Source organism: Mesorhizobium sp. M0618, assembly GCF_040320765.1.
Lineage (GTDB): Bacteria > Pseudomonadota > Alphaproteobacteria > Rhizobiales > Rhizobiaceae > Mesorhizobium.
Map to the genome: position 1 here is coordinate 70,009 of NZ_JAMYQH010000015.1, position 25,226 is coordinate 95,234.

A 25,226-nucleotide genomic window follows, 5' to 3' on the forward strand; every position below is an offset into this window, starting at 1 on the left:
TCTTCATTCTTCCAAAGGGAAGGGGATAGGGAACTAGACAGGGGGAGGGTGGGTCACACCGAATCGGAATATGCCACTAGGGTAGGAAGATAATCCTAGCTTGTCAAATCGCCAGGATTACCAAGGGTTCTGGGACTGGTTCCCTGGAGAGTTGCCTATCGTGACTATCGCTAGTGAAAGGTGGGCGAGAGCCAGGAGCCCTCGGCGACGTCCACTTCGTACCAGCCAAGCTCGGCCGAGCCGGCGAGCAGGGTGACTGCATCGAAGGGGATCTCGGTCGGGTTGCCATCCTTGTCGAGCATCATGGCGACCGGCAGCACGAGACCGTTGTCCAGGCCGATGGTCATCTCTTCCATTGGTTCCCTGTCCCCGACGATGTCGGCCACCTCTTGATCGGACAGGTCGAGCAGTTTGATCTCGGCCATTACCAGCGGCTCCCAGGGAACACGATCATGTAGGCGAGCAGCCCGAATAGGGCGTATCCGCCATATACCATAAAATCAGCCATTTAAAATCTCCTTGCATTATCTAACTAATGGTGGTCTAAATCCTAACGGGATTATCTTATAAACCCCATTTGATAATGCAAGGAAATAATCATGAATGAAGCATGCAAGCCGAAGGTCGGCCCCAAGGTCCTCGAACTGAAGCGCAAGACCGTCTTCAAGTCAGGCAACCATCTGAACCTACGCAACGTCACCGAATGGGACGCCAAGGGCACCTACGTCCGCCTGAAGTGCGACGAGGGCTACGTCCTGATCCGCGAGAAGAGCGTTGACTACCACATCATCGCCCCCGCCCCTGACGGCATCACGGGCTGAGGCTGAAGTCATGAGCAGCAACAGCGCATACGAAGCCGCCAAGGAAAAGATCAACGAAGCAAGCCGGGCGATCCGCGAGCTGGAGAACAGCCGGGAAAAGAGCCTGGCGCTGACCAAGCTCGACGAGGCCCGGCACTGGGTCGAAGACGATCGTCTCCGGGCGCACTACGCCGCCGGCGGCCACTGATCCCTCAGCCATCCCCTATTCAATCAAGGAACATCTCTATGAATAAGCACGTCACCGAGCAGGAACTGGTTGACAGCGCCAAGGGCGAACGCATCACCCTCGAAGCCCTGAACCAGAATATCGTCGACGAGTTCTACTTCACTGCGGCGCAGGGCATTTTCGGCCAGGGCGTCGACTCGGGCGCCTATCATCCAATCCCGGCCGGCAGCACTGACATGCCCGAGGCATGCAAGCTGCTGACCATTTGTGTCCTGGTTCTCCGGAACGGTTTCACCGTCACCGGTCACAGCGCATGCGCCGACCCGAAGAACTTCAACGAGGAGATCGGCCGCCGCTTGGCACGCACTGACGCTGCCAACAAGATCTGGGCGTTCATGGGTTACGAGCTGAAGAGCCGCATGGCCCGCGACCAGCGCCTGGTTGGGGGATCCCCGGTCGAGGCGGCTGAAGGCTTCACCACCTATATTGGCACCAAGGTTGTTCACGCGATCCCCATGGATCGGATCGGCTACAATGAGTTGCGCGGTTGGGAGATGCCCACCGACGAGAACAACGACGAAGGCTACCTGGTCGAATACGCCGACCGGGTTGAACGCAACCCCGCCGTCCCCGGCATGCAGGGCTATGCCAGCTGGTCCCCCAAGGAAGTGTTCGAGCGAGCCTACCGGCCCGTGCGCGCGGCAGAGGCGCAGCCGGCAGCCGCAAGCGCGGAAGGGACCGGCGAGGCGAGCACCACGATCGACGCAAGTAAGATCATCGCCTCTGGACACACCTCGCTGCTCCCCGACTGGAAGACAGAGACCAAACAGGTCTATGTCCAGGAGTACGACGCCATCTTCAGCGTCCCTGTCAAGGAAGAGACCTGGCTCGATCGTGCCAAGGCTGAGCTCGCCGAGCTGACCGCCCGCTACGAGAAGCTCGAAGTCTTCCTCCGGACCGATGCCTTCTCACGACTGCCGAACGCCGACCGCAAGGACATCTACGTCCAGGTCAACCACATGGAAGGCTACAAGCATGCGCTCGCCAAGCGTGTGGCCCGAGCCAACTCCATTGCGGCCGCAGCTGACGGGCGGGTTCTGCAACAGCAGGCTCAGCAGTTCCAAAACAGGGACGCCGGCTGATCATGAGCGACGTCGCGCAGCACCCGATCCAGGTCAACGCCAAAGGCCGAAGCGGCAAGGCACCCCAAGCCGTAACCCTCAAGGCATACGAGGTTTATCGGCACGTCTATGGCGAGCAGAAGGCCCTGGTTGAGGGCGGCTGCCGCGGCGGTTTTGGTGTCGGGGAGCTGATCGCTTTCCTCTACGCCTCGTCGTTTCCCAAGGCGGAGTGGGCTGCACGAGTGCAGGAAGCATTCCGGGGCTTGGTGATCTGAAACGAAAAGGGCCGAGAGACGCCGGAAAGGAGAACAGCGAAACTCTCGGCCCTTGAACCCTCGCGCGGAAACCCACAAAACGCGGCGAGGGGATTTTAAAAGATAATACTCAAACGATTTTAAAAATGCGATTCGACTAACAATGTGATAATCATTATCATAAAAATAATTTCAGGCAAGAGATAATATGACCAAATCCCTTTTTGACAATCCGCCGCTGCAACAGCCCCAGGTCACAGCCGCCCCCATTGTCCAGCAGCCGCAACCTGCTCCGGCCCCGGCTCCCTCTTCCCTGGTTCCGCTTACGCAGGACGAGGTCAAGCGTGCATTGCCGCAGCATCTCCGGGCATCTGTCACTCAGGGGATCGTCGACACGCTGAACCAGATCTCGACCGATCCGATCGTAGCCGAGAACATCCGCGACAACTTCATCGGCTACTCGGCCATCCTGAAGGAAGGCAAGTTCAAGACCGAGGACTACATCAACGCCGTCGCCTATGTGTCCTACAAGCTGATGGGGCACAGCAACGAGGACGCTTACGCTCGGACGTTCCCGACCCGGTACTCGTTGCTGCTCTCCAAGGGAGCCAGCAAGAAGGACATCTCGGCCTACGTGTCGGCCTTCCACCGCGGCAAGCTGGTGAACCTGGTCATGGAGCAATCCCTGGTTCCGACCTGGGTGCTCAACCAGGACCTGGCCCAGAAGGCGATCAACCAGCTGGCCACGCTCATGGTCAGCGCCAACTCGGAGAAGGTCCAGGCCGACGCTGCCATCGGACTGCTCAACCACCTGAAGAAACCAGAGCCCAAGGGTGACTTCCAGATCAACCTGAATCAGGCCGAGAGTTCGGGCATGAAGGAGATGCGTGACATGCTGGGCAGGCTTGCCTCCCAGCAGCGCGACCTGATCGAGCAAGGCACGATGAAGACCATCGACGTCGCGGCTTCTCGCCTCATCAACAAGGTCGAGGCGACCGATGTCGAATAGGCTGGAGCTCTCCGATCGCGTCATCATCAAGAAGAAGCTCGATGAGTGGTTGGATGAAGTCGACTATGGCCACCTCAACGACGGCTCCTATGTGCCGTCGGAGTTCAGCCTCGTCTTTATGAACTTCATCAAGCTGGTGAATGGCGCCGAGGGCGAGAGCCACAAAACGCCTGCCGTGCATCTGAAGATGCTCGACAAACTGGCCAGCGGAACGGCGAAACAAATCGCCAACCTGTGCTTCCGTGGCGCGGCCAAGACCACGCTGTTCTTCGAATACCTGGCTCCGTTCATCGCTGTGTTCGGCTACCTCCCTGGGTTCGGTGAACTCGACAGCATGATCTACGTGTCCGACTCCATGGACAACGGCGTCAAGTCGGCCAGGAAGAATCTGGAGTTCCGCTACGAAAACAGTGACTTCCTCAAGGAGTGGCTGCCCGAGGCGACTTTCACCGACCAGTATATCGAGTTCACCAACAAGGAAGGCAAACGCTTCGGCATCAAGATGTTTGGTGCCAAGACCGGTATCCGCGGCACCAAGATTTTTGGTAAGCGGCCGAAGCTGGCGGTGCTCGATGACCTGGTGTCCGACGACGATGCCAAGTCGAAAGCCTCGATGCAGTCGATCAAGGACACGGTTCACAAGGGCATCAACTACGCGCTCGATCCAGTCCGCCGGCTGACCATCTTCAACGGCACGCCCTTCAACCTGGAAGACATCCTGATCGAGGCGGTCGAATCCGGAGCCTGGGACGTCAACGTCTGGCCCGTGTGCGAGCGATTCCCTTGCACCAAGGAAGAGTTCGTCGGCGCCTGGGAAGACCGCTTCACCTACGAGTTCATCGTCGAGCAATACGAGAACGCCGTCCTCAACGGCAAGGTCGAAGGCTTCATGCAGGAGCTGATGCTGCGCATCTCCTCCGACGAGGAGCGCCTGGTCCAGGACAAGGAGATCCGGGAATACTCGCGCGTGCAGCTGCTCGATCGACAGAGCCTGTTCAACTTCTATATCACCACCGACTTCGCCACCTCCGACAAGCAGACGGCCGACTTCTCGGTCATCTCGGTGTGGGCGCACAACCACAACGGGGATTGGTTCTGGGTCGACGGCTTCTGCGAACGCACGACCATGGACGTGTCGATCGATGAGCTCTTCAAACTGGTTCAGAAATACAAGCCCCAGTCGGTCGGCGTCGAAGTGTCCGGCCAGCAGAAGGCATTCATCAAATGGCTGCAGGGCGAGATGCTGATCCGGAACATCTGGTTCAGCTTTGCCTCATCCGAGAAGTCCGGTGATCCCGGCATCCGTCCTCTGATCAACAAGCTCGCCAGGTTCAACCTGGTCGTGCCTCTGTTCAAGGCCGGCAAGATGTATTTCCCCACCGAGTGGAAAACTTCGAAAATCCTTGGGCATTTTTATCAGCAAATAAAAATGGCCACCAAAAATGGTTTGAAGGGGAAAGACGACTGCATCGATACGATTTCCATGTTAATGTACATGAACGCATGGAAGCCAAGCGAACAGGCGCCGATGATGGGACACAGCGGCGGACCGTCTTGGGACCACGACGAAGAGCGTGGGGAGGAACCAAGCGCCCTTGCCTCTTACGTCGTCTGATAATATTATCTGATTTTCTTAGGTGATTATTAATGAAAATCGTTGACCTGTTCCGCCGGCTGGCGTTTGGCGAACTCTCGAATCTCGCGATCAACAAGGGCAATGGCGTCCTTGCCGAGGAGAAGCATCCGCAGATGATCCAGTATGCCAACGAGGCATTGCTCAGGATCTTTTCCCGGTTTGTGCTCAAGGAGCGCAGTCTGATCCTCGAACAGACCACGCATGTCATGGATTATCATCTGATCCGTGAATACGCCGTGACTTCGGACAGCGGCAGTGTTCGTCATCGATACATCATCGACACTCCCGAGGAGCCGTTCAAGGAAGACGTGATCCGGATCCTGGCGGTCTACGAAGACGTGACCGGCTGCCAGTTCCCGCTCAACGACATCGACAATCCGCAGTCGCTGTTCACGCCCAAGCCGTCCGTCCTGCAGATCGGGAACCCGAAAGACGGTGTGCGGGTTGCCATTGTCTACCAGGCCCGGCACCCGGTGCTGGACGATCGGGTTGGGCAGATCCTGGATCAGGAAATCGACGTTCCATTTTATTTGGAAAGCGCGCTTCAAAATTACGTCGGTTATAAAACATATTGCCATATGAACGGCCAAGAAAATATTATAAAAGGACAGGAGTACCTGTCGGCCTACGAAGCGATTTGCCTCGACATTGAGCAGCGCGATCTGGCGAACCAATCCGTCCACACATCGCACAACAAGCTCGAACAGCGAGGATTCGTCTAATGGTCTCTCTGCCCTCCTTCACGCCCTGCACCGGCATCGAGCCGTTCCTCGAAGGCAAGCCCAAGGCTTTGCTGACGATGTACCCGGCCGAGGTTACGTTCGGCAACACGGTCCTCAACACCGACTCCAACCAGAGCACCATCCTGCTCAAGAACGATGGCACCGATGACGTCGCCGTCACCGACATCACTGTCGTCGGTGATTTCGAACTGGCCTCGGTCCCGTTCGTCGAAGTCCTCGCCGGCGAGACGCTTGCGCTCCAGGTGAGCTTCCACCCGACCAAGGCAGGCGACCTCACCGGTGGCATCCACATCGGCGCCGAGAGTTCCGAGGGCCACAAGTTCGTCAAGCTCGTGGGCGCTGGTGTTCTGGCTCCTGCTTCGCTCCCGCAGTTCCACCAGCTGATCGGTGTCGAGAACCAGGCCATCGCCGCGGTGAATATCGTTGCCGGCACCTATGCGCTGGTTGCCTCGGGCACGTTCGACGGTGCAAGCATCCAGCTGCAGTGGCGTCCGGACGCTGTCACGCCTTGGACCGATATCGCAGGTGCAGTGGTCTCGTCTGCCAGTGAGTCGGTCTATGGCATTCCGCTGACGTCCGGCCAGGTCCGGGTTCTCATCGCCGGCGGTGGCACGTCCACCTCGCTGGATGCTCAGCTCACCTGGTAATCATCGGTAGTCCTCATGGTTCGCTATTACCCCGCAGACCGGGTCGGCCTCGATTCCAAGGCACCGACCCAGAACCCGATCTTTGAAGGCAACCCGCAGGCTCCGACGCCTACGGCGGGCGACAGCGACCAGTCGGTCGCAACGACCGGGTTCGTTCAGACCTTGATCGACAATGCGGTTGCCACCATTCCGGTGCAGCCGGATCTGTTCAAGCAGAGCTGCTATGTCGCCACGGTCGAGAACATCACGCTCTCCGGTGAGCAGCTCATCGACGGCAAGGTCACTTCGAACAGCCGCGTCCTCGTCAAGGACCAGATCGACGGAACCAAGAACGGACTGTGGCAGTCGGCGGTAGGAGCCTGGTCTCGCGTCTCCGATGCGGACGAGAGCCCCGAAGTCATGTCGGGCATGCTGGTCTTCGTCGAGAACGGCAACCTGAATGGCGGGCTCCTGTTCGTCTGCGCCAACAAGGGCGCCATCACCATCGGGGCGTCGAACCTGGCGTTCGTCAGGGTCATCCCACAGCAGATCCTGTTCACCGGCAAGACGATCGCTGACCCTCTTCACACGCTCACCGGTTCCGACATCAACCGTCGTCTCGACTTCACCTACGAGAGCGAGAAGACGCTCATGGTGATGCCGAACGACATCGCCGAGATCCCGATCGACTCGACCATCAAGCTGCTCAACATGGGCCTAGGCAAGCTGATCATCACGGCCGGCGCCGACGTCATCGTCAAGACCTATCGGGATGCCCTGGTCCTTCGGCAGTATGAGACCGCCACCCTGGAGAAGGTGGGTTACCCGAACACCTGGGTTCTGTCTGGTTCTTATGCCGAGATCACAGGCAATCCGAACGATCCTGCCTACCCGAGCTACCCCGGTGATCCGATCTCTGGGGCAGTCGACGACGAACCGCCGGCCACTCCCACGGGCCTGGTTGTCGACTCCGTGGTCGAGCAGCTGGAGAATGGCCAGCAGCAGGTACGTTTGATCGCATCCTGCGACATCAACATTGCGCCTGACCTGGCGAGCTACACGTTCGAGATCAAGCAGGCTGCCGGCGCCTATGTGGGGTTCCTGACCAACACCAACCGCTACGAGTGGGTGATCAAGCCTGGCGTGTCCTATACGGTCCGGGCAAGGGCCTCCGACAAGAACGGCAACCACAGCGGCTATACCGATCCGATCGAGCATGTCGCCGCCAAGGATACGATCCCGCCAGCAATCCCGACCGATCTGGAGGTCACGGCCGGTCTCAGCTCTCTCTGGGTCAGCTGGAGCAATCCGAATGACAGCGATCTCAGTCACATCGAGGTCTACGAGAACGCGGTCAACGACTCGACCACGGCTACCCTGGTCGACAAGGTGTTTGGCGAGAAGCTGGCCCGCACCGGCCTCGACACAGGCGCCACTCGTTTCTACTGGCTCCAGGCCGTGGACACGTCCGGCAATCTCAGCGGGCTCTCCCCGGTTGTGTCCGGCACCACAGGTGCCGTCCCGGAGGAAGCAAAGTTCGTCTTCGACGGTGTCAACTTCACGCCCAATGACGGCGCCCCTGATCGGCTGACCTGGTCTGCCGGCAACATCTCTTATGGCCAGCCTGGTGGCGAGCCGGTCACCAATGCGATCTCGGCGGGGTTTCTGAATTGGACCGACGGGACGATGTTCATCTACTACGTCAAGGGCGATACGGCGCTGCGGTTCGCCGACACCCTGGTGACTGTGTTCACCGACCACGGCACCGTCATGGCGGTCTACAAGGGCGATGAAAACCTGACGATCACCGAGGGCAACGCCTATGTCAGCGGGTCCAGTGGTCCGATCGATGGCAGCCTGATCATTGCCCAGACGATCGGCGCCAACCAGCTCGTGGCTGATGAAGCAGTCATCACCGGTTCGATCCAGATTGCTGACGCGGTCATCACCGATGCCAAGATCGTAGACCTCGATGCGACCAAGATCACGACCGGCTTCCTCGATGCAGACCGCATCGAAGCCGGCTCCCTCACGGCCGACAAGGTAACGGTTTCTGGATCCACAACCCTGGCCGACTGGCGTAAGGGTGGTGACGAGACGAGGATCGATGGCCAGGAGATCTCGGCCGGAACGGTCTCAGCTGAGAAGCTGGTCATCGGCAATCGCAACGTCAAATGGGAAGGGCTGCAGTTCGAACACAACAGCCCGGCTGCGAACCAGGTTTCCTGGACGGCTGGCAAGATCTCCTACATCGGGGATGATGGGAACATCTTCACCCGTACCGTCACCGCCGGCAATGCGACCTGGTCGACCGGGACGCTCTACCTCTACTGGGTCAAGGACGGCACGACGATCCAGAGCTCGACGTCGATCGTCACAGCGATGGCGCCCAACGCCATTGTGCTGGCCGCCTACAAGGGCGGCACGGACCTAGTGACCGAATACGGCCGGACGATTATCGACGGTTCGGGCATCAAGACCGGAACGGTCGACGCGGCTCAGATAAAGGCCGGCGCAGTCAACGCAGCGCATGTTGCGGCCGGCGTGATCAACGCCAGTCACCTCGTCCTGTCTGATGCTACCAACATGATCCCGGATGCGCAGTTTCAGGCTGCGGCTGCGTGGTCTGGTGCCGGCTGGACCATCGTCCCCTCGCCAGTGGGCAGCACCTTCAGTTCGAAGGGTTACGCTAAATACGCCTATGGCGGGACGCCGTTGACCGCCTACACGGCATCTCTTGAGTCCATCAAGCTTCCGGTCGAGGTTGGCCGTGAGTACCTAGTGCAGGGGCAAGCCTTGTCGGCTTCCCCGAGCGGCAGTGTCATCGTCCGCGCGACCTGGTATGATGCCGCTAACGCGGCATTGTCCATCAACGACATTTCCGCCGCTCTGGTAGCCAACACCTTGCTCAACCTGTCGGGCACCGTCACGGCTCCGGCGAACGCAAGAACTTGTACGGTACGGGCCTACATACTGCGCGATGGCATGACCCAAGATGCCTTCGTCGGCGGGCTGTCTTTCCGGGCTAAGGTAAACGCCAGCTTGATCGTCGATGGTGCCATCACGGCTACGAAAATAGCTGCTGGCTCTGTCACCGCTGACAAGATCACTGTTGGCAACGCCGCCAACATGCTGGAGAACACCGATCACGCCGCTGGCACTACCGGCTGGTCTATGTCCAGCGGTGGCGACCATGATCCGCTTACAATCCGAGCAACCGATATTTACACGCCATACGGCGGGGCGATTCAGCTTCATCAGAATGGGGCCAACCAGACTTACTATGCCGATCTGAACATGGTCGATGTGGCAAACGCCATTAAGTGGCTCTCCTGTTTTCCAGGGCAACGCTTCGAATTGTCTGCCTATGCGGCAGCCCATCGCTGCACGATGCAGATGTATTACCAGTTCCTGGACGGGACCGGCACCCATATCAGTTACGTGGGCACTGGTCAGATGACCGTACTCACAAGCGGTCAATCTAGCCTGGCGGGCTACACCCGTCTGCTGTTGTTCGCCACAGCCCCGGCAAACGCAGCCCGGTTCCGGGTGTTTTTCCGAAAGCAACCCACACAGGTGGGTCAAACTGATAGCTATGGCTGGTGGACGCACATGTTTCTGGGTGAAGCACGGCCCAACCAGACGGAGGCAACTCCGTGGAGTGCCGGCGCTATCACCAAGATCGGTGCCGGCAACATCTCCACGACCTCGCTCTCGGCCCTGAGTGCCAACATGGGCACAGTCACAGCCGGTCTACTTCAGAATGCTGCCGGGACGATGATCATCGATCTCACCAACGGTTTCATCTCGATCAAGGTGCCATGATGCCAACACTTGGAATAGGGCGAATAGGCAGCACTGGTGTTGTCAAAATAATGAAGAACAACACCGACGATCCTCGCACGACACCTAATACAGACACAGGCAAGTTCGCTTTTAACTCTGAGCAGCCTGGTAACAAGGTCGGTTTCATTCTCGACATCATCACAGTCGAGCCCAATTTCGTCGCTTATCCTGACGGGAGCACGACGTTTCCTTCCCCGGACAGGTTCTTCCTGCCCGCTGGAACCAATGAAAACACCTGCGAGAGGATGATTGAAAGTTGGCATAGCGGGGGGGCAAAATTCCAACGCTGGTACTTCTTTCCGTCCTACTTCGCCAATAAATACGGGCTGCCTTACATGCCATTGTGTGAGGGCCGTAGTGTGACGGACTTTGTGAACAAGAACACGTTCATAGGTCCTCGTCTTGACACGACGACAGGCCAGGTTTCTGGTTCAGGACAGATATATTCTAGGAGTGGTGGGGATAACAACACCACCATCAGCAACAGCTGGATGAAGGCATATAATACCGGCTCCAACATCAGTGTTGACAACAGACCCGCGTTCTCAGTGTATGTCACGGATTCCGCCGCAACTGTGCCATGTTCACGGGTTCTGGTTACAGTCTTTGCTCTGCCGGCTATGAGCGATGGCATCCCAGATTATTCCGGTACACCTGTTTCAGGACAAGAAATAGTTAGGATAGACGGGGATTTCAGCGGCATCGGCGATGGGATGGCTCGTATTGCATTGCCTGGATACACCGTGACCAACCCCGATCCGAAGCGCTTTCTTCTGCACGAAGACCGCATCCCTGCCAAAATCCTGGCGGCGGGGGAGATCGCCGTTTCGTCTAAAGGAACGGCTACCATAACGACGCGCTTTCAGCTGCCGTCAACTACTTATATGGACCATATCGTCAGACGCGCTGGCTCGACGGCGACCGAGAAGTTTCAATACTGGAGCCCGCCATACATCGACAGCCTTAATCTAAATCAGCAGATGGGCTTCACCTACGTCGTGTCCGGTAACACGATCACGATCACCAGCACTGCCGACATGGATATCGTTATCCGTTACATGGTTTGCGCCAATGCGGGACAGCTCCCAACCACTGGGGGGAAGAAAATCCTATTGACGGGTACTGATGGTGTGGGGAGTTACATCCAAATTAAACGACCAGGGTCTTCCGACGTGTCCCCGAACTTGGACGACATCATGGTCGACACAAGGTTGACCTACATACCTCTTCTGGCGGAAGGTTTTTTAAACTACAACGCGACTGATATGCCAGACACTATGTCGACGCCCAAATTCAAAGGCGAACGCAAGCGTAGTTTAGTCATCCCGAACCCAAATGGTATGTTGCTTTTCCCTAAGATGGGGGCGATTTACGCCGACACGTCTGTAAACAGTGATTATAACGAACCCCTTGCTGTATGGGGCATGCACGGTGTTGGTATCAACGCCGGTTCTAATTCAGGCAGGGCTCTTGGTTACTCAACGTGGGCCAACATCATCGACGAGACTCATCTCGATCTGTGGTCAGGCGGCAATAATCCGTACACCTTCAACGGCGGTTCATCCAGTTTCGATCATCAGATCGTGGGCGTTCGCTATTATGTTTTCGGTATCCCCACCAGCCTCTGAGAAGAAATTATTATGACCAAAATCAATCTTTTTCCCCTGACCATTTCCCCTAATGAGATCACTTTGCAGAATGACCAGGCTGTAGATCTCCTGCTCAAGGGCAGACTTGTCCAGGTTCCGGCAGGCACTACCGTCTATTTGCCGGATACCGGCACCTATGATTTCCGGGTCGTGGAGAATGACTATTACACGAACGGATCCTTCCAATTTGTGGTCTCCGACCGAGTCCCCGACGACGGCACCGCCGGCAGGGTTGTGGTCGATCGATCAGCCGAGATCTCGTCTCAGCAGGCTACCCTATGCCAGATCATCGACGAGGAGGCCGAAGCTTTCCGCTCCAGATTCATCACCCCCGGTTCAGGACAGTCGATGACCTACGAGGAGAAATACGAGGAAGCGCTCCTGGTTCAGGGGAATCTCGACATCGCTGATGAGCAGGTGCCTCATATCATGGCGGAGATCGGCATCACTGGTTCCGATAAGGCATCGGTCGCGGCCCGGATCATCACCGTCCGGAACCAATGGAGGGGTATCTCGGCCGGCATTGAGAAGCTGCGTCTCGGATCCAAGAGGACAGTCAACGCCAATTTCGATGCGGACTCGCTCCTGGGTCCTCCAATGGTCGACTGGCAGTCGGTCCTCAGCTGATAATAATTTGCCATTATCTTCATAATCAGATAAAAACGACTATACGCATTTTAAGGAAAATAGGTTATGGTCGAGCGGTGGCAGCGAATTTTGCTCCATGCCTGGAGCGCAAGGCTGATTTATCTGGCTTTTGCCTTTCAGGTTCTGGAACAGCTGCTGCCCTTTTTCGATGAGAACTCATTCGGGATTTCTCCCGAAGCATTCCGGCTCATCACCATGTTCATCCTCGTCGGCGCCGTTTGGGCACGGGTTAGACCCCAGCCGTATCTGCATTTGGAAAAAACTCATGGTAATGAAAAACATAAAGGCGAGCAGGCGCGGAAAATACGCCATCGCCGCAGCCTTGCTCAGCGCTGCCGTGACTTTTTGGACCGCATCTTCGGCACCGGAAAAGGTCACAACCGTCACCGTTCATGAGATGATTCAGGCGGGTAAATTCCCGCCTGCTGTCAAGCTCGCAGTCGACACGCTGATCATCCCCTGGGAGGGCCTGGTTCTCTCCTCGCACTGGGATCGCTACGCAAAGATCTGGGACATCTGCCACGGCGAGACCCGGATCAACGGAAAGCCCGTTCAGCCGGGCATGCGCTTCACCAGGGAGCAGTGCTACGACATCCTCCTGGTTCGCGTTTACAACGATTACTACCAGCCCCTCGTTAAGTGCATTGCCGACTTCGACAAGAAGCCGGTGTCCCTGCAGGGGATGCTGATCTCGGGCGCCTACAACTTCGGACCGACGGGCACTCCAAAGAAGCCCGGCGCCTGTTTGTCGACGGCAGCCAAGCTGACCCGTCAAGGCAAGTACCAGGAAGCCTGCATTGCCATGACCGTCTACGTTAAATCCAATGGTCAGTTCGTCCAAGGCTTAGCCAATCGTCGCGGCAATGGCGATGCCCGGCGTATCGGGGAAGCTGAGCTGTGCAGGAGCGGTCTCTGATGGAGATCGCTCTCGCCATCTTCTGGGGACGGGTCTGGCCCGTCCTCAAGATCTCGATCCCGATTCCCCTGTTCCTGGTTCTGATCCTGCTCGCCTGGTGGCAGCTGGACAAGAGTTCCTCGATCAGGGCGGCCGTCGATAAGGCGGTCGACAGCTACACCCACATCACCGAGCTCGCAGCCGCCAATGCACAGATCGAGGAGCTGAAGCGTCAGAAGCTGGCCGGGGATGCTGCACAAGCCTGGCTCCAGATCCAGATCAATGCCCGCAATGTCGCTGATGCAGCGGCCGAGAAATTGAACGAACAGGAAGACGCCAAATATGCGCAAGCTCTCGAAGCTGCTGGTCGCCGTTGCACTCTTGACGATGCCGACATTGACAGCATGCCAGACTAAAGCCCGCCTCAACAAGGCAGGCACGACGATCGGCAGGATCCAGGCCGGGGTCAATCTGGCTCCCTGGCCGGCATGGTGTGAGGAGACGATCGAGCACGCCAAGCTCGACACGGTCACGGACACCAGGATCCTCCTTCGTCGGGAGCGTCGGGTGACAAGCAAACTCAATGCAAAGCTCATCGTCTGTGCTGAGTATTTCAAGAAATATGCAGAGCTCCTGACGGTCAATCAGAACGCAAAGGCGCCTTTGATTATTAAGTAAATATTATTAAGATAATAGCCAGCGGTGCTTTCCAATTTCCGCAATCGCTGGTCGAAAATGATTTGCAATTATCTACATAATCCGGCAACGATTATGTGGATTTGTTTTTAGGAAATTGGAACCATGAACGAAATTGAAATCCGCCGCATCGTCGCGGAGACGGTAGCTGAAACCCTCATCAAGCTAGGCATCGACGCCAAGGAGCCCCTGGAGCTTCAGGCTGACATGCAGCACCTGCGCCGCCAGCGGGGTGCAGTCGAGAAGATCAAGAGTCAGTCCCTGATGGCTGCCGTCGGCGTCATCACCTTGGGCGGGCTCGGCCTGCTCTGGACAGCAATCAAGGGCCACTAATCATGGCCCAGCCGAACAGCAAGTCGCCCGAGATCTATGCACAGATCCGGGCGCTCTCCGAGACCGTGCGCAAGAAAGACGGCACTCCCAACATGTCCGAGATCGGCAGGTTGATGGGCTGCTCTAAGGAGACAGTCGGCCGGGCGCTGAACAAGATCCTCGACTACCACCATCCTGAGATCCTGGAAGCGGCAATGGCCGGCGGGATCGAGGATCCACGGAACCTCTCCCACTTCTGGAAGATCGTCAAAGACGGGGAGGGCAACGGCTACTCGCTGTTCGTGAAGAATCCCCAGTCCGGCAAGGACATGTCGGTCTTCGATCTGATGCGTGAGGCCGTCGCCGAAGCGCCTCGTCCCAAGCTCCTGCTGCCTCCGCGGATCAGCCCGCCCTATGGCGAGCACCTGATGGTGATCGACCTGGCTGACGCCCACTTCCTGAAGCTATGCGTCCAGTCTGAGACCGGCCACGTCTATAATCGTGAGGTCGCTCGGCACCGGGTTATCGAGGGCACCAGGGCTCTCATTCGCATGGCTCAACCCATGGGCGTCGGCAAAATCCTGTTCGTGCTGGGCAACGACATCCTGCACGTCGACAACTCCCGAACGACCACGACAAGCGGCACTTATCAGGACTCTGACGGCACGATCTTCCAGGGCTTCAAGGATGCCGCCTCGGCGCTCGAGATCGCCATTCGGGAAGCTTCCCAGGTGGCAGACGTCGATCTGATCCACTGCATGTCGAACCATGACTGGCTGCTCGGCTGGACGCTCTCCCAGACGGTTGCGGCCCGCCTGCGGGACAATCCCAATGTCAGGGGAACCGAATACAACCTCTCGGAAGCGCACCGCAAATACTACCGGTTCGAGCGCAACCTGTTCGGTGTCACCCACGGTGACGGCGCCAAGGAAGAGAAGCTCTACGGCCTGATGGTCAAGGAAGCCCGGCAGCACATCTCCGAGTGCCTCAACCTCTACTGGCTCCTGCATCACATTCACCACAAGGACCGGAAGACCAGGGGCGAATATCACTTCCTGCGCGAGAAAGATCACAACGGCATGACGGCCCATATCACCGGTCACACCATGACCGAGGGCCACAACCTGAACATCGAATATGTCCGGTCCCCTCGGCGCCGGATGGCTGGCACGATCGCAATGGCTACGTCAACCGCCAGGCAGTTGAGTGCTTCATCCATCACCCCACGCTGGGGCAGCGGGCTCGGTTCACCGAATGGTTCTGATCAACCGGCTGATCATCGCTTTCATCTGGTTCCGCCTACAGCGCTATGATGAGAGAAAATCGGGCGTGACATTTCGAAGAAAATAGCCCAATTATATTTAACCCGATTTTTAAACGATTTTAGACGGATTATTAAATATGGCTGACGAGCCCGAAGACTTCGTTCCACGCATGCAGGAGATGGCTCCGAAGCTGACCGAATGGTCAAACGAGCCAACGATCCGGATTCTGCAATCGGATCTCGAAGCCGCCAAGCCGGCCCACGACACCTTTGTTCAGAAGGTGCAGAAGTGGCGCCGTCTCAACGATGGCGGTGACAAGCCCCCGAAGATCAAGGGCCGCTCCCAGGTTCAGCCGAAGCTGATCCGCCGGCAAGCTGAGTGGCGCTATTCGGCGCTGACCGAGCCGTTCAACTCGTCCGACAAGCTGTTCGACGTCAAGCCGGTCACCTTCGAGGATGGTCCGTCCGCCAACCAGAACGAGCTGCTGCTCAACTGGCAGTTCCGCACCAAGCTCAACCGGGTCAACTTCATAGACGACTACGTCCGGGCCAATGTCGACGAAGGCACGGCGATTGTCCGTGTCGGCTGGTGCCGCAACACGGTCGAGGTTGAGGAAGAGGTCCCGGTCTGGTCCTACATGACCATCACCACTCAGCAGGAAGCTGATCTGCTCCAGCAGGCGATTGCCGCCAAGCAGGATGATCCTCGCTCATTCGATGAGCAGGCGCCTGAAGAAATGAAGGAATCGGTCCGGTTCTACGAGGAGCAGGGTCAGCCGGCCATGGCTCAGAAGACCGGCACCGAGAAGGTCAAGGTCGAAAAGATCATAGAGAACCGGCCCACCTTGGGCATGATCAATCCGGAGAATTTCTACTGGGATCCCTCCTGTGGGGGCGAGTTGGATAAGGCCGGTTTCGTCGTTCTCTCATTCGAGACCTCGCAGGCCGAGCTCAAGAAAGAGCCGAAGCGCTATAAGAACCTGGAATTCGTCAACTGGGAGGCAGCTACGCCCCTGGTCGATTCCGACCATGCCAATCAGTCGATCGACACCAATTTCAATTTCAAGGACACGCTGCGCAAACGCATCGTGGCCTACGAGTATTGGGGCCTCTACGACATCGATGGCACCGGTGAGCTGAAGCCCATTGTCGCCACCTGGATCGGTGACGTGTGCGTTCGGATGGAAGAGAACCCCTTCCCGGACGGCAAGCCTCCGTTCGTCCTGGCTCCCTATATGCCGATCAAGCGGCAGCTCATGGGTGAGCCGGATGCCGAGCTGCTGGAAGACAACCAGAAGATCCTGGGCGCTGTTTCTCGTGGCATGATCGATCTCCTGGGTCGATCGGCCAACGGACAGCAGGGTTTCGCCAAGGGCATGCTCGACGTGCTCAATCGCCGTCGTTTCGAGAACGGCCAGGATTACGAGTTCAACCCTGGCGTCAATCCGGCAGGCGGCGGCCATATCGAGCACAAATACCCGGAGATCCCTCAGTCAGCTCTGGCCATGCTGCAGATGCAGAACCAGGAAGCCGAAGCACTCACGGGTGTGAAGGCGTTCTCGGGCGGCCTCTCCGGCAACGCCTATGGTGACGTCGCAGCCGGTGTCCGGGGTATTCTCGATGCTGCGGCAAAGCGTGAGATGTCGATCCTCCGGCGCCTGGCTGCCGGCCTTGTCCTGGTCGGCAAGAAGGTCATCGCCATGAACGCGGTGTTCCTGTCCGACGAGGAGATTGTCCGGGTCACCAACGAGAAGCCCGTGGGTATCGGCTACAACGGCGGGCCTCCGCTCGATGACAAGAAAGACTTCGTCTCGATCAAGCGTGATGAGCTGCACAGCCAAGCTGGGGAGTTCGACCTCAAGGTCGATATCTCCACGGCCGAGATCGACAACAACCAGGCTCAGGACCTGGCGTTCATGTTGCAGACCATGGGCAACAACATGGATTTCAACGTCACCAAGATGATCCTGGTGAAGATCGCCAAGCTCAAGCGCATGCCCGACCTGGCCAAACAGATCGAGCGGTTCGAGCCTAAGCCCGATCCCAAGCAGCAGCAGCTGCTCGATCTGCAGATCCAGAAAGAGCAGATGGAGATCCAGAAGCTCCAGTCGGAGATCCAGCTCAACCAGGCCAAGGCCCAGGCGGAAGCGATCAAAGCAGAGCAGGGCGCACTCGACACCGTCGAACAGGAGTCCGGAACCAAGCACGCTCGCGAGATGGAAAAGCAGCGTGGACAGGCCGAGGGCAACCAGGACCTGGAGGTGACCAAGGCGCTCCTGAAGTCGAAGAAGCCGGAAGAGTCGGATCCGGACGTCGAGGCGGCAGTAGGCTGGAACACCATCAGCAAGACCAAGAGCGATCCTCTTCGTTCTGGTTCGAACCTGGCAGGGGCACCGATTATCTAGATAATCACAAGATAATAGAGAATTTGGTTACTTTTAAAATGCGGGGCCTTGACCCCGCATTATTTTTTCCGATAAACATATAATCGTTAAAATCCAGCCACACAAAATAAGGAACGATTATGTCGGATATCAAAGCCCTCGAGCAGCAGATTGTTGCCGCCAAGGCCGTCCAGGAACAAAGGGACCGTATGGTCCGTCTTGCCAACAACTCGGATTTCCGGGCTCTCATCATCGAGGGTTTCTGTAAGGACGAATGCGCCCGCTATACGCATGTGTCGACCGAGCCCGGCCTCAGCAAGGACGATCGGGCTGATGCTCTCGCCGCGGCACAGTCCGCCGGCCACCTCAAGCGCTGGATCAACGCCATCATCATGATGGGCAACCGTGCCGCCGAAGACATCTCGCAAATGGATGAGGCGCTCGCTGAGCTGCGCGCCGAAGCGTCGGAGGGCTAAGTAGATGACCGCCGAGGCTCAGAAGGATTATCTCGGGATGTCCGACGAGGACTTCCTGAAAGCTCCAATGCCCGTCGCTGCTGCCGAACCGGCAGCCGAAGCACGGACTGAGACCCCGGCTGCTGAGACTGTTGAGAACCAGGAGGAGACTCCTGGTTCCGACGTTCAGGCGGCTGCGGAGACTGTGGAGACCGACGAAAACAAGGAAAAGGACGAAGCCACCGATGCGCCTGAAGTTGATGCCGACGGCAACCCAGTTGCAAAATCCGGCGACGAGGCTCCTGTTCCTGGTTCCGCTGCAGCTGCTGGTGACGCACAGGATCCCAAGGTCAAGGTAGACGACGCCGGCAAGCCAAAGGCCGCTGCCGCCGACGACAAGGACAAGAAGGCCGAGCCGAAAGCCGAAGAAAAGGCGGTCGACTATGAGTCGTTCTACAAGCAGATCCTGACGCCGTTCAAAGCGAACGGCCGGACCATCGAACTGAAGACACCCGAAGAGGCAATTCGCCTCATGCAGATGGGCGCCGGCTACGGCCGCAAGATCCAGGACATGCAGCCGCATCTCAAAGTGCTGCGCATGCTGGAGAAGAACGATCTGCTCGACGAGGGCAAGCTTTCGTTCCTGATTGACATTAACTCCAAAAATCCGGATGCGATTAAGAAGATAATCAAGGAAGCGGGCATTGACCCCCTTGACTTGAATATCAATGATAATGCATCTTATATTCCACAAAATCACTCTGTCAGTGATGACGAGATGCGGTTCCAGGACGCGCTTGGGGAGATTCAGTCTCACCCCACCGGCCAGGATACCCTTCGCGAGATCAACCAGAAGTGGGACCAGGAGAGTAAGACCCTCCTGTGGAAAGAGCCGCAGCTGCTCAGTGTCATCCAATCTCAGCGCGATGCTGGTGTCTACGACCAGATCACCGCCGAGATCGACCGCCAGAAGCTCCTTGGCCAAATCCCGAATTCAACGCCGTTCCTCCAAGCCTACAAGCTCGCCGGGGATCACTTGACAGCCAGCAACGGCTTCAAGGCTCCGCAGATCCAGACCCAGCCTGGGGTGACCCAGCAGCCACAAGTGATCGCGACCCGGACTGCAGCCCCCAAGGCTCAGGTAGCGAACGGTGACAAGGCAGCCGCAGCATCGATCACCAAGACGACGCCGCGGAAAGCCGCCACCGCCGTCAACCCGCTCGAAATGGCGGATGACGAGTTTCTAAAGCAGTTCAACGGCCGGCTCTAAGCAAGACTTTTCTGGGTCGGACGTGTTTTTTCGAAATGGATTTTTGAAATGTTGAATTACAACGCTCCCACCCAGACCGCGTCGGGTACGGCGTCCGGCATCGAAGGCGCCGGCTCCAGCCAGATGAATACCTTCTTCTGGCTGAAGAAGGCTTTGATCGAGGCTCGCAAAGAGCAGTATTTCATGCCGCTGGCTTCGACGGTCAACATGCCGAAGAACTACGGCAAGACCATCAAGGTCTACGAATACGTCCCGCTGCTCGACGATCGCAACGTCAACGACCAGGGCATCAACGCTGCCGGCGTCACCATCGCCAACGGCAACCTCTACGGTTCGTCCAAGGACATCGGCTCGATCTCTTCGAAGCTGCCTGTGCTCGGCGAGAACGGCGGCCGTGTGAACCGTGTCGGCTTCACCCGTCTGCAGCGTGAAGGCTCCATCGCCAAGTTCGGCTTCTTCACCGAGTTCACCCAGGAATCCCTGGACTTCGACTCGGATGACGGCCTGAAGGACCACCTGAGCCGCGAGCTCATGAACGGTGCCGTTCAGCTGACCGAAGCCGTGCTCCAGAAGGATCTTCTGGCTGCTGCTGGTGTCATCGTCTACGCCGGCGCTGCGACCTCGAACGCCACTGTCACCGGTGAAGGCGCCACGCCTTCGGTGGTCGAGTATGCGGACCTGATGCGTCTGGACCAGATCCTGACGGACAACCGCACGCCGAAGCAGACCAAGGTCATCACCGGCTCGCGCCTGGTCGATACCAAGACCCTGCCGTCGGCTCGCGTCATGTTCGTTGGCTCGGAATTGGTTCCCCTGCTCAAGGGCATGAAGGACCAGTTCAACGAGAAGGCGTTCATCGCGGTCCAGCACTACGGCGATGCAGGCACGATCCTGAACGGCGAGATCGGCACCATCGATGCATTCCGCATCGTCCAGGTTCCGGAAATGCTGCACTGGGCGGATGCTGGTGCGGCTGAAGTTGCCAACCCCGGCTACCGTGCCACGGGCGGTAACTACGACGTCTTCCCGATGCTCTGCGTCGGCGACGACTCGTTCACCACGATCGGTTTCCAGACCGATGGCAAGACCGTGAAGTTCTCGGTCCTGACCAAGATGCCTGGCGCCGAAACCGCCGACCGGAACGACCCGTATGGTGAGACCGGCTTCAGCTCGATCAAGTGGTACTACGGTGTCCTGGTCAAGCGTCCGGAGCGCATCGGTCTCATCAAGACGGTTGCCCCGATCTAATCGGGAAAGCCTCTGAACCAACCCACGTCATGGGATGTGGAAGTTGTTTTCAAGCACCCGCCAACCCAGGGGGGAGAGATTAGCTTCTCTCCCCCATTTTTGTAAATGAAATCAAAGCCTGAACCAGAAAGAAAGCAAATCCCAATGACCGATCCCAAGTCTTCCGACAATCTCTTCGCCGGCGTGCTGAAGACAGCCACCACTGAAACCGCCGCTGCTCCGGCAACTCCTGCTGCAACTCCGGCCCCGGCTCCCGAAGCTGAAGTGGAGGAGCCTGCTGCTCCCCAGATCTCCCAGCTCGACATGCTCAAGTCCCGTGCCCGCCTGATGGGCGTCACCTTCTCGAACAACATCAGCGTCGAGGCGCTGAAGAAGAAGATCGATTCCAAGCTCGCCGGCGAAGCCGAGAGCCAGGAAGAGACCAAGGACGAAGAGCCGGCAGTGGAAACCAAGGCTGCGCCGACCACGGCACCGGTGAAGTCGCTGCGGGCCATCCAGCTGGAAGAGCAGATGAAGCTCGTCCGTCTGCGCATCACCAATCTGGATCCCAAGAAGAAGGATCTTCCTGGCGAGATCCTCACCGTCGCCAACCGCTTCATCGGCACGGTGCGCAAGTACGTCCCCTACGGCGAGGTGACCGAGAACGGTTGGCACGTTCCTCAGTGCATCTACCAGATGCTCAAGGATCGCGAGTTCCTGAACATCCGCGTCCGCAAGGGCAGCAAGGGTCAGGAGATCATCGAGACCACCTGGGCTCGTGAGTTCGCTCTCGAGGTCCTCGAGCCGCTGACCCAGGTCGAGCTGGCCCGTCTCGCCGCGGCTCAGGCAGCCGGCAACAACATCGATTAACCAGATAATATTATCTGGATAATCAACGGTATTAACGGAGAGATTCTATGCCTGCCATTCCTTCAGGAGCTGGTGACCTAGCCAATACCCTGCTGCCGTCTCTGACCGCCGGCAAGGATTTCTCCGTTCCCACCATCAACATCAACAGCGACATCTTCAACCAGCCGGGCAATGCCGGTGCTCTCGCTGAACAGGTCGAGAAGATCTCCATCGAGGACCTGACCACCGGCGCTGTCGGTGGCTCGGGTTCTTTCGACAAGCTGATGGTGAGCTTGGTCAATCACCTGAAAGTCGAATTCGAAGCCAACCGCATCTCCGGCGCCGAGTACACGAAAGCCTATATCGGCGTCGTCGGTGCTGCTCTGTCGTCGGCAACCCAGTTCCTCCTGTCCAAGGACCAATCGTTCTGGTCTGCTCTCCTGGTTCAACAGCAGGCTCGCACCGCGGAAGTTCAGATCGCCAATGCCCGTGTGCTGCTCGAGACGGCCAAGATCCAGCTGAGCCAGGCGCAATACGAGGCGGCAATCGCCGAAGCCAACTACGCCCTTACCAAGCTGAAGCTGTCGACCGAGGATGCGATGTATGCCGGCCAGGTGGCCCAGACTGCCTTGACCACTCAGCAGACCGAACACGCTGTGGCCGAGACGGCGCAAACTGTCGCCCAGACCGTCGGTATCTCCTACACGAACACAGACATCCTGCCGGTCCAGAAGGCGCAGGCCGAAGCTTCGACCGAGATGACGATCGCTCAGACGGTCGGCGTGACCTACACCAATGCGAACATCCTGACCGGCCAGAAGGTCGGCCTCGACTTCACCAACGCCAACATCCTGCCCAAGCAGGCTACGTTGCTGGGTGAGCAGATCGAGGTCCAGCGTGCGCAAACTCTCAACGAGCGCACTGACCTGGCGACGATCACCGGCCTGATCGGCAAGCAGAAGGATCTCTACTCGCAGCAGATCACGTCCTATCAGCGTGATGCTGAAACCAAGGCGGTCAAGATCTTCACCGACTCCTGGATCACCCAGAAGACGATCGACGAGGGCCTGACGCCGCCGGATCAGTTCACCAACACGAACATCAACGAGATGCTCCTGGCTCTGCGAGCCAACCTCATGATGGGTTCGTAATGGGGCTCTTCAGCTCCAAGACAGTCATCAGCGTCACCTCCGTCGTATACAACATGGCGGGGGAGGAGAAGAATCGTCCCAACTATCTGAAGAGCCTGGTCGTTCGAAACGTCCTGTCGGGAACCAAGGAGTCGTTGGGAACGACTCTCACGAATGGCTACCTCAACGGTCCTGCGCTCAAATACCGGAGCTTCTTCAGCTGGACCCAGAGGCCAGGCAACTACGATCAGATCGGAACTCCCTCGGGTGAGATCGTCGCTGGCGCCGAGCTCAGCGGCTCCCAGGTCGAGCCGCACATTGCACGGGATCCTGGTGAGGAGATCTGGGTCCAGAAAGCAGAGATCAACTCTGCCGACATTTCCTTCTGGGCAGACCAGTGGATCCTGGCGAACCGTCCGGCCGACATCGATACGGCCTACACGACCGACTATGACGAAACGACTTTCGAGATCGTCATCCAGTTCCCGGATGCCTCGACGGTCAGCTTCGTGCCGGCCAACTTCGACACCACGGCAACCTACATCTTTGCTTATTACAACGTCACGACTGACGCTGGAACCGGGGTCGATTACGGCCCGATGAAGGTGTTCATCTACCGTCTTGGTTCAGGGAATCCGGCACTCGATGCGTTGATCAATGGGGCGAATTACAACGAGTTCTACCCGTTCATCCCGGTCCGCTATAACAACAAGTTCCTGTCGTCGACCTACCTGCCAGCTGCCTATGCGCAGACCGAGAAGGCGTATTCAAAGATCACCGGCGGATCCAAGATCGCCGATCTCATCGCCCAGCTCGAGGACAATGAAAGTCTCGACGACATCGACAACGCCTACATCGTGTTCGGCGCGTCACTCAACACGCGCGACAAGGCGTGCGTTCGATACATCTACCGATTCTTCAACAAGCTCCGGGCGTCCCAGATCGGCGGCCCAACGGCCTATGCCGACTGGAAGAACGGGACGAACGTCGAGCGGTCCATCGCCGACTTGTGGAACCGCTGGCGCACCAATGACGGAGCCAAGGTGAATGAACCTACTCGGCCGAGCTTTGGAGCCCTGCCGGCCAATCAGATCCGGATCACTGGTTCCGGCTCCACCGACGTCAAATACGATGTGCGTCTCTCCTGGACCTTCGTCAATGAAGGATCAGGCACTGGCAGGGGCAAGCCAGGCGCAACTCCTGGCGATACCTGGATCCAGTATATCGGTGATGAATCCGTTCAGCGGACCTTCTTCAACACGGCCCAGGTGAAGCTGAGCGGTGACAAATTCACGATCGAGAAGTTCCGGATCTACTGGCAGAGGACCGAGAGCACCTACACCTATCTCGACGTCTACGGTGCCGTTCACAAGAACTACGTCTACGGGGGCAAGGCGGTCACCATCAAGGCCAAGGACGCCCTGAAAGACGACGACGAGTCGGGCTTCATCATTCCCCTGCATGACGAGACCTGGAAAGAGACATCGATCGTCGATGCGTCCCAGATGGCCACGACGTGCATGTACATCGTGTTCAACTGCTATGTGGTGAAAAAGCAGAAGTGGTATCAGTCCGGGATCTTCAAGATCCTGTTCGCGATCGTCATTGCCATCGTCAGCGTGGTTTTCACCGGCGGTGCGGGACTAGGTCTTTTGGGAACTCACCTTGGTGTTGGCATGGCGCTGGGCTTCTCCGGCCTGACGGCCGCTATTGTCGGCTCCATCGTCAATGCGCTGGCGGCCATCATCCTGTCGACTCTCGTCGAGAAGTTAGCGACCAGCATAGGCCCGATCGGTCAGCTCCTCGGTTCCATCTTCATGTTCTTCGTCGGCAACATTGCCAGCGCCTTCCAGAGCGGGTCGTTCAACTTCGCCTCGTTCTTCAAGATCGACAACCTCATCGCCCTGACCAACTCAGTCGGCGGCGGTGTCGCCAACATGATGCACGCCCAGACGGCAGAGATCGGTCAGGAGATGGTCGATTTTGCAGAAAAAGCCGCTGAAGAAACTAAGAAAATACAGCAAGCATTTTTCGATGAATTCGGTTATGGTGCTGGGGTGATCGACCCATTCATGTTCGTGGATGGACCCAAGCCGGTCGCCGAGAGCTCCGACACCTTCCTCACCCGGACCCTGATGACCGGAAGTGAACTTGCGGAAATGTCCAGGGAACTCCTTTACGGCTTCTCCGATTATTCCTTAAAATTGCCCGACGCATTTACTTAA

25 protein-coding genes are annotated in these 25,226 nt (G+C 57.8%); 24 read left to right on the forward strand and 1 reads right to left on the reverse strand.

Annotation, left to right across the window (positions count from 1 at the left end; genetic code table 11):
* Positions 1-170: 170 nt before the first annotated feature.
* On the reverse strand, positions 171-425 hold the full coding sequence (locus tag NKJ04_RS17465) for a hypothetical protein (RefSeq protein ID WP_352676763.1): 255 nt from the start codon (positions 423-425) through the stop codon (positions 171-173).
* A 174-nt stretch (positions 426-599) separates the two neighbouring features.
* Here NKJ04_RS17465 and NKJ04_RS17470 point away from each other — a divergent pair, with 174 nt between their 5' ends.
* The 24 genes from NKJ04_RS17470 to NKJ04_RS17585 all read left to right on the forward strand — a co-directional run bounded on the left by NKJ04_RS17470 (position 600) and on the right by NKJ04_RS17585 (position 25,226).
* Positions 600-821 carry a hypothetical protein gene (locus tag NKJ04_RS17470; protein ID WP_352676766.1) on the forward strand — a complete coding sequence of 74 codons (222 nt, stop codon included), beginning with the start codon at positions 600-602 and terminating at the stop codon, positions 819-821.
* 10 nt (positions 822-831) lie between these two features.
* Positions 832-1,008 (forward strand): Acb2/Tad1 domain-containing protein, encoded by a 177-nt coding sequence (locus NKJ04_RS17475; protein WP_352676769.1) that lies wholly within the window; start codon positions 832-834, stop codon positions 1,006-1,008.
* Positions 1,009-1,046: 38 nt separating this feature from the next.
* Positions 1,047-2,129 carry a Gp49 family protein gene (locus tag NKJ04_RS17480; protein WP_352676772.1) on the forward strand — a complete coding sequence of 361 codons (1,083 nt, stop codon included), beginning with the start codon at positions 1,047-1,049 and terminating at the stop codon, positions 2,127-2,129.
* A 2-nt stretch (positions 2,130-2,131) separates the two neighbouring features.
* The gene (locus NKJ04_RS17485; protein ID WP_352676774.1) at positions 2,132-2,383 is read left to right on the forward strand and encodes a hypothetical protein; all 252 of its coding nucleotides are present in this window, start codon (positions 2,132-2,134) and stop codon (positions 2,381-2,383) included.
* Positions 2,384-2,570: 187 nt separating this feature from the next.
* Positions 2,571-3,371, forward strand: coding sequence for a hypothetical protein (locus tag NKJ04_RS17490; protein WP_352676776.1), 801 nt, complete (start codon positions 2,571-2,573; stop codon positions 3,369-3,371).
* The gene (locus tag NKJ04_RS17495) at positions 3,361-4,986 is read left to right on the forward strand and encodes a phage terminase large subunit family protein (protein ID WP_352676778.1); all 1,626 of its coding nucleotides are present in this window, start codon (positions 3,361-3,363) and stop codon (positions 4,984-4,986) included. Before NKJ04_RS17490 ends, NKJ04_RS17495 begins: the two co-directional genes overlap by 11 nt.
* 32 nt (positions 4,987-5,018) lie before the next feature.
* On the forward strand, positions 5,019-5,729 hold the full coding sequence (locus NKJ04_RS17500; protein ID WP_352676781.1) for a hypothetical protein: 711 nt from the start codon (positions 5,019-5,021) through the stop codon (positions 5,727-5,729).
* Positions 5,729-6,397 carry a hypothetical protein gene (locus NKJ04_RS17505; protein WP_352676784.1) on the forward strand — a complete coding sequence of 223 codons (669 nt, stop codon included), beginning with the start codon at positions 5,729-5,731 and terminating at the stop codon, positions 6,395-6,397. Before NKJ04_RS17500 ends, NKJ04_RS17505 begins: the two co-directional genes overlap by 1 nt.
* 15 nt (positions 6,398-6,412) lie before the next feature.
* Positions 6,413-10,201 (forward strand): phage tail protein, encoded by a 3,789-nt coding sequence (locus NKJ04_RS17510; protein WP_352676787.1) that lies wholly within the window; start codon positions 6,413-6,415, stop codon positions 10,199-10,201.
* A 50-nt stretch (positions 10,202-10,251) separates the two neighbouring features.
* On the forward strand, positions 10,252-11,850 hold the full coding sequence (locus NKJ04_RS17515; RefSeq protein ID WP_352676790.1) for a hypothetical protein: 1,599 nt from the start codon (positions 10,252-10,254) through the stop codon (positions 11,848-11,850).
* Between the two features lie 12 nt (positions 11,851-11,862).
* Complete coding sequence (locus tag NKJ04_RS17520; protein WP_352676792.1) at positions 11,863-12,498, forward strand: hypothetical protein; 636 nt, start codon at positions 11,863-11,865, stop codon at positions 12,496-12,498.
* Between the two features lie 66 nt (positions 12,499-12,564).
* Entirely contained in the window at positions 12,565-12,915 is a 351-nt protein-coding gene (locus tag NKJ04_RS17525) for a DUF7940 domain-containing protein (protein WP_352676795.1), read from the forward strand.
* 1 nt (position 12,916) lies between these two features.
* Positions 12,917-13,435 carry a glycoside hydrolase family protein gene (locus NKJ04_RS17530; protein WP_352676948.1) on the forward strand — a complete coding sequence of 173 codons (519 nt, stop codon included), beginning with the start codon at positions 12,917-12,919 and terminating at the stop codon, positions 13,433-13,435.
* Positions 13,435-13,830, forward strand: a complete 396-nt coding sequence (locus NKJ04_RS17535; RefSeq protein ID WP_352676798.1) for a hypothetical protein — start codon at positions 13,435-13,437, stop codon at positions 13,828-13,830. The genes NKJ04_RS17530 and NKJ04_RS17535 overlap by 1 nt, the downstream gene beginning before the upstream one ends.
* On the forward strand, positions 13,802-14,092 hold the full coding sequence (locus NKJ04_RS17540) for a hypothetical protein (RefSeq protein WP_352676801.1): 291 nt from the start codon (positions 13,802-13,804) through the stop codon (positions 14,090-14,092). The genes NKJ04_RS17535 and NKJ04_RS17540 overlap by 29 nt, the downstream gene beginning before the upstream one ends.
* Before the next feature lie 123 nt (positions 14,093-14,215).
* Positions 14,216-14,443: a hypothetical protein gene (locus tag NKJ04_RS17545; protein ID WP_352676804.1), complete on the forward strand. Its 228-nt coding sequence runs from the start codon at positions 14,216-14,218 to the stop codon at positions 14,441-14,443.
* Positions 14,444-14,445: 2 nt separating this feature from the next.
* Positions 14,446-15,735, forward strand: a complete 1,290-nt coding sequence (locus tag NKJ04_RS17550; RefSeq protein ID WP_352676807.1) for a hypothetical protein — start codon at positions 14,446-14,448, stop codon at positions 15,733-15,735.
* A gap of 88 nt (positions 15,736-15,823) precedes the next feature.
* Positions 15,824-18,091, forward strand: a complete 2,268-nt coding sequence (locus tag NKJ04_RS17555; protein ID WP_352676810.1) for a portal protein — start codon at positions 15,824-15,826, stop codon at positions 18,089-18,091.
* 119 nt (positions 18,092-18,210) lie between these two features.
* Positions 18,211-18,546 (forward strand): hypothetical protein, encoded by a 336-nt coding sequence (locus tag NKJ04_RS17560; RefSeq protein ID WP_352676813.1) that lies wholly within the window; start codon positions 18,211-18,213, stop codon positions 18,544-18,546.
* Between the two features lie 4 nt (positions 18,547-18,550).
* On the forward strand, positions 18,551-19,795 hold the full coding sequence (locus tag NKJ04_RS17565; protein ID WP_352676816.1) for a hypothetical protein: 1,245 nt from the start codon (positions 18,551-18,553) through the stop codon (positions 19,793-19,795).
* Positions 19,796-19,843: 48 nt separating this feature from the next.
* Positions 19,844-21,043: a N4-gp56 family major capsid protein gene (locus NKJ04_RS17570; protein WP_352676819.1), complete on the forward strand. Its 1,200-nt coding sequence runs from the start codon at positions 19,844-19,846 to the stop codon at positions 21,041-21,043.
* A gap of 144 nt (positions 21,044-21,187) precedes the next feature.
* A complete protein-coding gene (locus tag NKJ04_RS17575) occupies positions 21,188-21,892 on the forward strand; it encodes a hypothetical protein (RefSeq protein WP_352676822.1) in 705 nt (234 codons plus the stop codon).
* A gap of 47 nt (positions 21,893-21,939) precedes the next feature.
* A complete protein-coding gene (locus tag NKJ04_RS17580; RefSeq protein ID WP_352676825.1) occupies positions 21,940-23,022 on the forward strand; it encodes a hypothetical protein in 1,083 nt (360 codons plus the stop codon).
* Complete coding sequence (locus NKJ04_RS17585) at positions 23,022-25,226, forward strand: hypothetical protein (RefSeq protein WP_352676828.1); 2,205 nt, start codon at positions 23,022-23,024, stop codon at positions 25,224-25,226. The genes NKJ04_RS17580 and NKJ04_RS17585 overlap by 1 nt, the downstream gene beginning before the upstream one ends.